Source organism: Streptomyces sp. ActVer (genome assembly GCF_027270795.1).
Taxonomy (GTDB): Bacteria; Actinomycetota; Actinomycetes; order Streptomycetales; family Streptomycetaceae; genus Streptomyces; species Streptomyces umbrinus_A.
This window is the reverse complement of sequence record NZ_JAPWHT010000406.1, coordinates 1-9417: the sequence shown is the minus strand read 5'-3', so window position 1 is coordinate 9417 and position 9417 is coordinate 1. Positions and strand designations below refer to the sequence as shown.

The following is a 9417-nucleotide window of genomic DNA, read 5'->3' as shown; positions in this document are numbered from 1 at the left end:
CGCGCAGCCCATCCGCGGCACACGGCAGACCGCCGCGCAGCCCAAGCCCACGCCGCAGGTCGACGACGCCGAGCGCGAGGGAGCCCTCGCCGAGATGTTGGCCGCCGCATCGGCCGCGAACTTCACCGACGGGCTGCCCGAGCAGTTCCAGTCCACCTTCGGCCACGCCATCGAGCAAGGCACCACTGTCGAGTTCCGCGAAGCCACCGCCCTGCTCCGCGGCTCAGCCGCCGCCTGACCACCGCCATACCCAGCGGGGCCGCCTCGCCCAAATCGAGGCGGCCCCGGCTCAACAGGAGACCACATGAACCTGAAGGAAGCAGCGGCCCGCGAGGCCTACCTGAAGACGCTGCTGGACGTGGTGGGCGACGCCTACAAGGCGGCCCGCGTCGAGACCCGGCAGGCCCTCGAAACGGCCGACCAGGAGAGCGGGACACGGCAGGTGGCCGTGTCTCTGCCGGGAGGCCCGGACATCGCGACGGTGAGCCTGTCGTCCGGCAGCGCGGAGGCGCGTGTTGTGGACGCGGACGCGTACACGGCGTGGGTGCTCCAGTACTTCGGCAGCGAGATCGAGCGGAAGTTCGTGACCGGTGTGCGGAAGGCGTTCACGGACCGTCTGTTGAAGCAGATGACGGCGGCTGGCAGGACGGAGTGGCCGGACCCGGAGACCGGGGTGATCCACGAGGTGCCGGGTGTGGAGATCGCGGGGACGCGGTCCCGTACGCATTCGGTGCGGTTCAAGGAGCACGGCCGGGACAAGGTGATGACGGCTTGGCGTGAGGGCCGTCTCGCCACGGTGGCCCTGCCGCAGCTGACTGCGGGCGGTGCCGAATGAGTGCCGAGATCGCACGCATCAGCCTGTCGAGCGGGGCCGTCGAGACGGTCATGGTTGACGGCGAACCGCACGTAGTGTTCCGGCCGGCCGTCGAAGCGATCGGCCTCGACTACTCCTCGCAGCTCCGCAAGCTGCGTGACCGGTCGTGGGCCAACCGTAGGGATATCCCCACGGTTGCCGAAGACGGGCGTACCCGGCAGATGGCCGCGGTCGACGTCCGCACCTTCCTGATGTGGCTCGCCACCGTCAACGAGAACAAGGTCTCCGAGTCCGCGCGCCCCACGCTGGTTGCCTACCAGCGGGAGACGACCAGCGCCGTCGAGGCGTACTGGACGCGCGGCGGCGCGGTGAACCCGGCCGCCACCCGCGACCAGGTCGCCGACCTCCGCGAGCGGCTCGACGGCGTCGAGCGGGCCCGGCTCGCTCAGGAACGCCTCTCCGCGATGGGCGTCGCCAAGCAGTTCGGCCTCGTCAACTCCTCATACGTCGAGGCCATGGCCCGCACCGAGCTGGCGCGGATGAACGGCACCGAGCCGGACATCGACCCGGCGGATATCACGATCACCTGCGAGGAGTTCCTCGTCGAGCGTGGTGTGACCGGTCCGGATCTCCGCTCGGCGCGCACCCGGCTCGGGAAGACCGTGGCCACCCTGTACCGGGCCCGTTACGACCAGGCGCCACAGACGATCAAGCGGCCGATCGATGGCGTGCACCGGGACGTGAAGGTGTACACGCACCGGGACATCGACCTGTTCGAGAAGGCGTGGGCCGAGCTCGGCCGGCACTACAACGTGCAGACCGCGATCGGCGGTGCCGCATGAAGCTCAGCGACTACCGACGTCTCGGGTGGGACACCGAGACCACCGGCGTCCAGGTCCACGAGGCACGCATCGTCACCGCGGCGCTCGTCGTACGCGGCGGCAACCTCCCCGACCGAACCTTCTCCTACATCATCAACCCGCAGATCCCCATCCCCGCCGCCGCGAGCGCCGTGCACGGGATCACCGACGAGCGGGCGCAGGCCGAAGGCGCCGACCCGAAGGAAGCGCTGGAGGAGATCGCCAGCAGGCTCACCGCGGCTCTCGTCCACGGCATGCCGGTGGTCGCCTTCAACCAGTCGTTCGACTGGAGCGTCCTGCACTACGACCTCGCCCGTCACGGCCTGCTCACGATGGCGGACCGTCTCGACGGCGATCCCGCCACGCTGCTGGATCCCCACGTCATCGACCGGCAGTGCACGCCGAAGCTCCGCGGCAAGGGTCTGCGGAAGCTGAAGCCGACGTGCGAGCGGTACGGCGTCGCCCTGGAGGACTGGCACACGGCCGAGGCGGACGCGCTGGCGGCGCTGCTGCTGGCCGACGCTCAGTTCGACTACCACCCGCAGCTGAACGAGATGGGCCCGCAGCAGTTGTTCGCGGCTCAGAGGGCGTGGCGGGCGGAGCAGCAGACGGGGCTTCAGGAGTTCCTGCGCAAGTCGGAGCCGTCGGCGTACTGCGCTCCGGAGTGGCCGCTGATTCCGGCGCAGCGTGGGGAGGGCGAGTGATGTTCTTCGTCTCCCGCCGCCGCTACCGCGAGGACGTCGCCGCCGTGAAGGCCGAAGCCGAGCGGCTCCGCGGCCTCGTCGCGAAGGCCGAGAACATCGCGAAGACCGAGGTCAACAACCGCCGCCTGATCGGCGAACAGAACAAAGCCCTCGACGCCACAGTGAACCGCCTCATCAACCGCCTGACCGCGACCCGGCGCCAGTTGCGGATCACGGAGGACGCGGCCGGTATCGACCACGCCCGGGCGCAGGAGGTCGGCGACCGGCTGGTGACGGTGCGGGATGCGGTTGCCCGTGGCCGCAAGGAAGCCGCCGCGTCGGGTGGTGGGGCGTGATGGCTGCGACTCCCGTCCTCGACCTCCAGCCCGGCGACCAGATCGCGCACAAGGGCGGCTGGTTCACCCTCGCCGCCCGGCCTGCACCGCACGCCGTCGGCGGCCAGCTGACGCTCACCTTCGTGGGCGGCTCACACCGGTCCGTGCACTGGCTCGCCCACCTCACCACCCGCAAGGAGGGGTCGTGACCACTCCCACCCTGTTCGACACCGAGACCCCCGCGGCCGGGCTGACCACCCGCCCGGCCGCGGCCGGCAACCAGCCCCTCGTAATTGGTGGGGATCTTTCTCTCCGCTCCACCGGGATCGGGTCCGCCGACTGGACCGACCACGTCCGCACGAAGGTCGCCCAGCGCGGCCACCCGCGCCTCGCCTACCTCGTCCAGGAGATCGGCTCGTTCCTCAAGAACGCCGACCTCGTCGTCCTCGAAGGCGCCTCCTACGGCAACGCCAACATGGGCGGCCACGAGGAACTCGCCGGACTGCGGATCATGGTGCAGCACTGGCTGTGGCGCCGCGAGATCCCCTACGCGATCATGCCGCCGTCATCGCTGAAGCTGTTCTTCGCCGGGTACGGCAAGGCGTCCAAGCCTCAGATGCGGGCCGCCGCCGAGCAGCACTACGGGCGGACCTTCGAAGGCCCCGCGGCTGGGGATGAGTGCGACGCGTTCGCGCTTGCTGCCGCGGGCTACGCCTGGCTGGGGCTTCCGCTGGCCGATGTTCCGCAGCGGCATCTTGACGCGCTGGCCGGCGGCGTGTGGCCGGAGCGCGAGGCGGTGGCCGCGCGATGAGCGACAGCCAGGCCCTCGTCATCGCCACCGTCCTCGTGTTCTCCGCCCTCGCTGGTGTCTGGCAGGTGATGCGCGCCCGGCAGGCAGAGTCCGAGCGCGACCGCATCGTCGCCGAAGCCCGCGCCCATGCCGCGGTGAGGACGGTCTCGGTCACCGAGTGGGTGACCGCGGGTCTCGTCGACGCACTCGCGGCCGAAGACCCCGAACTGATCGCCGGATTCGAACGGCTCGACGACGCCGCCCACGAGGAGCTGCGTGATGCGGCCATTCCGGAGCAGCGCGAAGAAGAGGACCGGTGACCGCCATGAGTCAGCGTTCCGCCCACGGCCTCACCACCCCACGCGCCGACGACTGGCGCGACCAGGCCGCATGCCGCGACGAAGACGCCGAGACGTTCTTCCCCGTCGGCACCACACCCCCAGCCCTCGCCAAGACCCGCCGCGCCAAAGTCGTCTGCTCCGGCTGCCCAGTCCTCCAGGAATGCGGGGCGTGGGCGTTGGACACGCGCCAGGCGTACGGCGTGTGGGGCGGCATGTCCGAGCGGGAACGCGCCGGCATCCTTCGGCAGAAGCAGCGCCGCAACCTTGATGCCGCTGCCGTCGCGGCCAAAGCCGAGCAGGCCCGGCAGCCCGCCAAGCCGCGGACACTGCGCGGCATCGTCGAACAGAACACTGCGCGCCTCGACGGCGGGCACCTCGTCTGGGACGGGCCGAAGCAAGTCCACTTCGGTGGACAGGTGTACACGCCGAAGCAGGCGTGTTTCACCGTCGACCGCGGCTACTTCCCCGGCGGCCGGGTGACAGTCGAGTGCAGCCGGCCGGAGTGCGTCCTCCCCGCGCACATTGCGGACCAGGAAGAACGCAACGCCCGGAAGGCCGCCGACGAGGCGACCGCCAGGCGGATGGTGTCGCCGAACGGGCGGTTGCTCGCCGACTGCGGCACGCGCTCCGCATACAAGCGGCATCGCAAGAACGGCGAGAAGGCGTGCGACGCGTGCCGGCAGGCGAACACGGACGCCGACAACCGGCTGCGGCGTACGGGCACCAGCAAGGCCCTCGCGTGACCGGGCAGGACGCGGGTCCGGACCCGCCGCCGCTCCTCGACTGGCGGCACTCCTCGCACTGGTCGTGGACGCCGAAACCGTGCCGGTACTGCGGCAAGGACACCCAACTCCGCGACTCCAAGCGGAAGCCCGCGCACAAATCGTGCGCAGAAGACGCGCTCGCCCAACAGGCCGCCGATGCGGCCGACGCCTACGACAACGAAGGACACCTCGGATGAAGCGTCTTCGGACCGGCCTCATCTTCGGCGCCGCCCTGTACGGCGTCGCCTGGGCTGCCGGAGCTTCCCTGCTCTGGTGCGTGGTCGTCGGCCTCGCCGCCGCGGCCGTCGCCGCCTCACTCGTCTGACCCCGCCCAACAGCAGCGCCCCGGCCGCGGGAATCGGCCGGGGCACCACACCCCAACAGGAGACACCATGACCAACCCCGACCTCCGTCACATCACCGTCATCCTCGACCGCTCCGGCTCCATGATCACCGTCAGGGACGACACCGAAGGCGGCCTCCGCGCGTTCCTCGAAGCCCAGACCGAGGCGCCCGGTCAGACGACCGTCAGCCTCTACCAGTTCGACGACCAGTACGAGGCCGTCTACGAGCGCAAGCCCCTCGCCGACGTCCCGCCGTTCAAGCTCCGGCCGCGCGGCGCGACCGCCCTCCTCGACGCCGTCGGCCGCACCATCACCGCCCTCGGCGAACACCTCGCCGACACCCAGGAAGCCGACCGGCCCGGCGAAGTCATCGTCGTCATCCTCACCGACGGCCACGAGAACGCCTCCGCCGAGTACACGAAGACCACGGTGAAGAAGCTCATCACCCGACAGCAGGACGAGTACGGCTGGAAGTTCGTGTTCCTCGGCGCGGACCAGGACGCGTTCGCCGCGGCTGGCGGGATCGGGATCCGCGCCGAGTCGACGCTGTCGTACTCCGGGACGCGGACCAAGGCGTCGCTGACGAACGCGGGCCACATGGTCGCTCGCGGTACGGCGTCCGGGCTGTACGCGTTCAGCGACGACGAGCGCGACGACAGCACCGAGTAGAGCCCTCCGACCGGCGGTCGAGCTCACGGTGCCCTCCCACCGCGACCGCCACCCCGGGAGCCCGCCACTTCCCCCCGGCGGACTCCCGGGGACCCCAAGCCAGCACCACCCAGCAAGGAAAGGAACCACATGCCCAAGCTCACACCCGCAGACAACCCCGAAATCAAACTCGACTCGGCAGCCGCCGCCGTCGAAGCCACCCTCACCCGCGAACAGCGCCGCGGCCTCTTCGAAAAGCCCGGCACCGTCGTCTACGCCATCGTCGAACTCACCTCGAAGAGCTACACCGGGCACGCCGAAGGCGAGGACAAGCCGCCGCAGGTCAAGGTCCGCGTCACCGGCTGCGAAGTCGCCCGCACCGACGAAGACGCCAAGTCCCTCATCGAGGCACGACGGGCGATGTACCGGGGCCGGCAGATCGACGGCACGTTCGACGAAGTCGGCCAGGGTCCGATGCGCCCGGACGGCGCGCTCGCCGACGTGATGGCGACGCATCCCTCCGAGGACGAACTCCGCGAGTACAAGCGGCGCCGCGAGCAGGAGCGCCAGGACGAGTACGTGCGCTGACACCCGACAGCACGAAAGCCCCGCACCGGTCTGGTGCGGGGCCCCTGGGCAGGAAGGAGGAGCCGGTGTCAGGACTCGGCAGGAGCGCGTTCTTCACCGAGCGCTTCGAGCGCCCGCTCGTAGAAGTCCATCGACACGATCACCGCTACACGCTTGCCGCGACTGGTCAGCACGGTCGACTCGTCGCTGTAGCGGGCCCGGCCCACTGCGTCAGCGAACGAGTTGCGCACGTCGGCAATCCGTTCCTCGTGCTCAATCTTCGGCGCGGTCATAGCCGGATTGTAACTCAGACCCTTCGTGTACGTGGTGTACATGAGAGCTATGATGGACTCATGATTCAGGGACTTCCCGAGGACCTGGGCACGTCGGTCTCCGCTGCCCTTCAGCACATCCAGATCATCCAGGCGAAGGAAGCGCGCCTCGCCGCCGCTCGCCGCGAAGCCCTCCGCCAGACCCTCCACCGGATTGGCACCGAGCACCGCACGGGCAACCTCACCGACGTCCAGCTGTGCGCCGCGTTCCAGGCCGTACGCCAGCTCAACATGCCCGGACGGATGGCCGCTTGGGACGAGATCGTCGGCGTGCCCTGGAAGCGGACGCTTCAGCTCGCCAAGCGACTCCCGAACGGCCCCGAGGGCACGTGGATCGGCGAGTACCCCTTCCAACCGAGCACCGTGGCCCCGATCTCCGGCGTGGCCGTCGTCTATGTCCTCTTCGACGAGGCCAACTGCCCCTGCTACGTCGGCTCCACGGACAAGTTCCGCGCGCGTATGGGCGCCCACGAGAAGAGCGGCAAGCACTTCGTCCGCTGGCAGGCCCACCCGTGCCACGACCGCGAGCACGCCTACCTCGTCGAGGACCGCCTGCTCCGGCAGCACAAGCCCTACCTCAACCGGAAGGCCAGCAGATGACCGGCCTCCCGGCGCGCGTCGCCCAACTCACTTGATCAGCACGGACGAGAGAAGTACTGATGCCCTGGTTCGCACTCGATGACGGCTTCGACACGCATCCCAAGGTGCGCAAGGCCGGGAACGCCGCCGTCGGCCTCTTCGTGCGCCTTGGCGTCCACGCGACTAAGCACCTCACTGAGGGGCACCTCGACGGCGCGATCGTCCGCGACTACGGCACCGACGCCACCGTCCGCAAGCTCATCTCCGTCGGCATGCTCCACGCGCCCGGGCACATCTGCCAGCACTGCCCGCAGCCCGTCGAGGGCGGCTTCTACATCCACGACTACCTCGACTACAACAAGTCCCGCGCGCAGATCGAGGCCGCCCGGGAGAACGCCCGGAAGCGGCAGAACCGTGGTCGCGAGAGTGCCCGGCGAAACCGAAACGAGCGCGATTCTGACGCGAATCTCAACTCAAACTCGCGCCAGAATGGCTCCGGTTTCGCTCCAAACTCGCGCCAGAATGCACCCCTGTTTGAGGACAGCGACGCAGGTCACGGCGACACGTCACGCCGTGACACCCATGAGGGTGCAACGGGTGTCCCCTCCCCTCCCCTCCCCTCCCAGCCCTATGAGGTGGCTGATGTAGGTGGGGGTGGTGCGGGCAGTGAGGCGCCCGAGGCCCGGCCTGACGGCCGCCTCGCCCCGATCGACAACGACGGATTCGCCCTCACGGACGCCATGCGCAGATGGGCCCTCGCCACCTTCGGCCCCGCCCTCGACGTCGACCACGAGACCGAGCAGTTCCTCAGCCACCACCGCGCCGAAGGAACCCGCCGAAAGTCCTGGCCCGACGAATGGCAGAAGTGGCTCCGCCGCTCCGCCAAGTGGGCATCCGAGCGCGCCACCCGCCCACCGCTGCGCGCTGTCTCCAACGGCTACCAGCCCTTCCAGTGCCCGCCCGCCTCCGCGTACGAGAACGACCTCGGCTTCTAAGGAGCACCGCGCCATGACCGACCCGCAAACCGTTGCCGAGAACCGGCCTTCGATGCTCGCCCGCCTCATGGCCGGAATCGCCAGCCACGCACCCCACGTCACCGCCGGCCCCATCGACGACGCACCCACCCCCGACGAGCCGGGCCACCCTGAGTACCACCGCCGTCAGCGGGCCGAGTTCGCGCTCGGCCGCTGGACCACCGCCGTCCCCTACCGCTACCAGGACGCGACCGCGACCCACGCCGAGATCCTCGCGTGGGCCGACCGTGCGGCAGACGACTACCGGTCGGCTGGCTTCCTCGTTCTCACCGGCCCAATCGGTACGGGCAAGACGCACCAGGCGTACGGAGCCCTCAGGCGGATCGCCGAAGCCGGACCCAAGCGCTTCGAGATGATCGCCACCACCGCCCCCGACATGTACGGACGCCTCCGCCCCGGCGGCAGCGAGCACGGCACCGAGCACGAACTGAAGCGCCTCTGCCGGATCCCGCTGCTCCTCCTCGACGACCTCGGCACCGAGAAGCTCTCCGAGTGGACCGAAGAGGCCACCACCCGGCTGGTGAACGAGCGCTACAACGAATGCCTGCCGCTGATCATCACCACCAACTTCCCCGTACGCGCGGCCACCGGCGCCCCGTCCACGGACCTCGTCACACGCCTCGGCGACCGACTCGCCTCACGCCTCGCGCAGACCTCGACCGTCGTCCAGCTCGACGGCCCCGACCTCCGCCGCGGACTTCGGAGCGTCTCCTGATGCCCATCCGCCCAGAGAACCGCGACCGATACCCGGCCGACTGGAAAGCCATCAGCCTCCGCATCCGCACGGTCCGCGCAGCCGGCCGCTGCGAGTGCCACGGCGAATGCGGGCGCGGCACCCACACCGACCGCTGCCCCAACCTCAACGGCGGCCAGGCGTACGGCACCGGATCGAAGGTCGTCCTCACCGTCGCCCACCTCGACCACACCCCCGAGCACTCGGACGACAGCAACCTCCGCGCCATGTGCCAGGGCTGCCACTTGCACTACGACCGCGACCACCACCGCGAGACGGCCGCAGCTACCCGGCGCGCCGCCATCGAGGCCGCCGGCCAACTCGCCCTCGACGCCCCTCCGTGACCAAACCCCCGGAGTGGGCGATCCGCTGCCCCTGGTGCAACGCACCCCCCGGCCAACGCTGCACCAGCCCCCGCGGCCGACGACTCGTCATCCAATCCCACGACGCACGCATCACCGACTTCACCCAGGAGGACCCGTGCCCGGCATCCCCGACGCCGCCCTCGCCGTCATGGCCGCAGCCCTCGACGACTACCGCCTCACCACACCCCCAGACCAACAAACACCCCGCGGCGCCGCCGAACGCACCGT

Annotated in this window: 18 protein-coding genes; 17 read left to right on the top strand and 1 reads right to left on the bottom strand. The window is 69.9% G+C overall.

The genetic code is table 11. The features are described from left to right. The 13 genes from O3Q52_RS41705 to O3Q52_RS41645 form a co-directional block, all read left to right on the top strand. A partial coding sequence (locus tag O3Q52_RS41705) for a hypothetical protein (RefSeq protein WP_269653762.1) occupies positions 1 to 238 on the top strand: 238 nt, incomplete at its 5' end. 66 nt (positions 239 to 304) lie between these two features. Next, positions 305 to 835 (top strand): hypothetical protein, encoded by a 531-nt coding sequence (locus tag O3Q52_RS41700; protein WP_269653761.1) that lies wholly within the window; start codon positions 305 to 307, stop codon positions 833 to 835. Beyond that, the gene (locus O3Q52_RS41695) at positions 832 to 1656 is read left to right on the top strand and encodes a phage antirepressor N-terminal domain-containing protein (RefSeq protein ID WP_269653760.1); all 825 of its coding nucleotides are present in this window, start codon (positions 832 to 834) and stop codon (positions 1654 to 1656) included. The genes O3Q52_RS41700 and O3Q52_RS41695 overlap by 4 nt, the downstream gene beginning before the upstream one ends. Further along, entirely contained in the window at positions 1653 to 2378 is a 726-nt protein-coding gene (locus O3Q52_RS41690; protein ID WP_269653759.1) for an exonuclease domain-containing protein, read from the top strand. The genes O3Q52_RS41695 and O3Q52_RS41690 overlap by 4 nt, the downstream gene beginning before the upstream one ends. Next, complete coding sequence (locus tag O3Q52_RS41685) at positions 2378 to 2713, top strand: hypothetical protein (protein WP_269653758.1); 336 nt, start codon at positions 2378 to 2380, stop codon at positions 2711 to 2713. Before O3Q52_RS41690 ends, O3Q52_RS41685 begins: the two co-directional genes overlap by 1 nt. Next, positions 2713 to 2901: a hypothetical protein gene (locus O3Q52_RS41680; RefSeq protein WP_269653757.1), complete on the top strand. Its 189-nt coding sequence runs from the start codon at positions 2713 to 2715 to the stop codon at positions 2899 to 2901. Before O3Q52_RS41685 ends, O3Q52_RS41680 begins: the two co-directional genes overlap by 1 nt. Then, positions 2898 to 3503, top strand: a complete 606-nt coding sequence (locus tag O3Q52_RS41675; protein ID WP_269653756.1) for a hypothetical protein — start codon at positions 2898 to 2900, stop codon at positions 3501 to 3503. Before O3Q52_RS41680 ends, O3Q52_RS41675 begins: the two co-directional genes overlap by 4 nt. Beyond that, complete coding sequence (locus tag O3Q52_RS41670; RefSeq protein ID WP_269653755.1) at positions 3500 to 3802, top strand: hypothetical protein; 303 nt, start codon at positions 3500 to 3502, stop codon at positions 3800 to 3802. Before O3Q52_RS41675 ends, O3Q52_RS41670 begins: the two co-directional genes overlap by 4 nt. Positions 3803 to 3807: 5 nt before the next feature. Then, positions 3808 to 4566, top strand: a complete 759-nt coding sequence (locus O3Q52_RS54290) for a WhiB family transcriptional regulator (RefSeq protein WP_332112992.1) — start codon at positions 3808 to 3810, stop codon at positions 4564 to 4566. Continuing rightward, positions 4563 to 4784 carry a hypothetical protein gene (locus O3Q52_RS41660; RefSeq protein WP_269653754.1) on the top strand — a complete coding sequence of 74 codons (222 nt, stop codon included), beginning with the start codon at positions 4563 to 4565 and terminating at the stop codon, positions 4782 to 4784. Before O3Q52_RS54290 ends, O3Q52_RS41660 begins: the two co-directional genes overlap by 4 nt. Then, positions 4781 to 4912, top strand: coding sequence for a hypothetical protein (locus O3Q52_RS41655; protein ID WP_269653753.1), 132 nt, complete (start codon positions 4781 to 4783; stop codon positions 4910 to 4912). The genes O3Q52_RS41660 and O3Q52_RS41655 overlap by 4 nt, the downstream gene beginning before the upstream one ends. A 67-nt stretch (positions 4913 to 4979) precedes the next feature. Continuing rightward, positions 4980 to 5600: a vWA domain-containing protein gene (locus O3Q52_RS41650; RefSeq protein ID WP_269653752.1), complete on the top strand. Its 621-nt coding sequence runs from the start codon at positions 4980 to 4982 to the stop codon at positions 5598 to 5600. A gap of 129 nt (positions 5601 to 5729) precedes the next feature. Beyond that, the gene (locus O3Q52_RS41645) at positions 5730 to 6167 is read left to right on the top strand and encodes a hypothetical protein (protein WP_269653751.1); all 438 of its coding nucleotides are present in this window, start codon (positions 5730 to 5732) and stop codon (positions 6165 to 6167) included. 68 nt (positions 6168 to 6235) lie between these two features. On the opposite strand, the gene O3Q52_RS41640 is transcribed toward O3Q52_RS41645, so the two are convergent. Further along, complete coding sequence (locus O3Q52_RS41640; protein WP_269653750.1) at positions 6236 to 6439, bottom strand: type II toxin-antitoxin system prevent-host-death family antitoxin; 204 nt, start codon at positions 6437 to 6439, stop codon at positions 6236 to 6238. A gap of 60 nt (positions 6440 to 6499) precedes the next feature. On the opposite strand from O3Q52_RS41640, the gene O3Q52_RS41635 reads away from it, so the two are divergent. Genes O3Q52_RS41635 through O3Q52_RS41620 form a run of 4 tightly spaced genes read left to right on the top strand, consistent with a single transcriptional unit; the run spans position 6500 to position 9168 of the window. Beyond that, positions 6500 to 7078, top strand: coding sequence for a GIY-YIG nuclease family protein (locus tag O3Q52_RS41635; RefSeq protein WP_269653749.1), 579 nt, complete (start codon positions 6500 to 6502; stop codon positions 7076 to 7078). A 59-nt stretch (positions 7079 to 7137) separates the two neighbouring features. Beyond that, the gene (locus tag O3Q52_RS41630; RefSeq protein WP_269653748.1) at positions 7138 to 8052 is read left to right on the top strand and encodes a hypothetical protein; all 915 of its coding nucleotides are present in this window, start codon (positions 7138 to 7140) and stop codon (positions 8050 to 8052) included. A gap of 13 nt (positions 8053 to 8065) precedes the next feature. After that, on the top strand, positions 8066 to 8806 hold the full coding sequence (locus O3Q52_RS41625) for an ATP-binding protein (protein ID WP_269653747.1): 741 nt from the start codon (positions 8066 to 8068) through the stop codon (positions 8804 to 8806). After that, a complete protein-coding gene (locus tag O3Q52_RS41620; protein WP_269653746.1) occupies positions 8806 to 9168 on the top strand; it encodes a hypothetical protein in 363 nt (120 codons plus the stop codon). Before O3Q52_RS41625 ends, O3Q52_RS41620 begins: the two co-directional genes overlap by 1 nt. The last annotated feature ends 249 nt before the right edge of the window (positions 9169 to 9417 follow it).

Bases quoted from the DNA above. Each gene is read 5' to 3' on its own strand.
- O3Q52_RS41700 (WP_269653761.1), top strand. From the start codon at position 305: ATGAACCTGAAGGAAGCAGCGGCCCGCGAGGCCTACCTGAAGACGCTG.
- O3Q52_RS41655 (WP_269653753.1), top strand. From the start codon at position 4,781: ATGAAGCGTCTTCGGACCGGCCTCATCTTCGGCGCCGCCCTGTACGGC.
- O3Q52_RS41630 (WP_269653748.1), top strand. From the start codon at position 7,138: ATGCCCTGGTTCGCACTCGATGACGGCTTCGACACGCATCCCAAGGTG.
- O3Q52_RS41625 (WP_269653747.1), top strand. From the start codon at position 8,066: ATGACCGACCCGCAAACCGTTGCCGAGAACCGGCCTTCGATGCTCGCC.
- O3Q52_RS41690 (WP_269653759.1), top strand. From the start codon at position 1,653: ATGAAGCTCAGCGACTACCGACGTCTCGGGTGGGACACCGAGACCACC.
- O3Q52_RS41680 (WP_269653757.1), top strand. From the start codon at position 2,713: ATGGCTGCGACTCCCGTCCTCGACCTCCAGCCCGGCGACCAGATCGCG.
- O3Q52_RS54290 (WP_332112992.1), top strand. From the start codon at position 3,808: ATGAGTCAGCGTTCCGCCCACGGCCTCACCACCCCACGCGCCGACGAC.
- O3Q52_RS41695 (WP_269653760.1), top strand. From the start codon at position 832: ATGAGTGCCGAGATCGCACGCATCAGCCTGTCGAGCGGGGCCGTCGAG.
- O3Q52_RS41645 (WP_269653751.1), top strand. From the start codon at position 5,730: ATGCCCAAGCTCACACCCGCAGACAACCCCGAAATCAAACTCGACTCG.
- O3Q52_RS41620 (WP_269653746.1), top strand. From the start codon at position 8,806: ATGCCCATCCGCCCAGAGAACCGCGACCGATACCCGGCCGACTGGAAA.
- O3Q52_RS41685 (WP_269653758.1), top strand. From the start codon at position 2,378: ATGTTCTTCGTCTCCCGCCGCCGCTACCGCGAGGACGTCGCCGCCGTG.
- O3Q52_RS41635 (WP_269653749.1), top strand. From the start codon at position 6,500: ATGATTCAGGGACTTCCCGAGGACCTGGGCACGTCGGTCTCCGCTGCC.
- O3Q52_RS41640 (WP_269653750.1), bottom strand. From the start codon at position 6,439: ATGACCGCGCCGAAGATTGAGCACGAGGAACGGATTGCCGACGTGCGC.
- O3Q52_RS41650 (WP_269653752.1), top strand. From the start codon at position 4,980: ATGACCAACCCCGACCTCCGTCACATCACCGTCATCCTCGACCGCTCC.
- O3Q52_RS41670 (WP_269653755.1), top strand. From the start codon at position 3,500: ATGAGCGACAGCCAGGCCCTCGTCATCGCCACCGTCCTCGTGTTCTCC.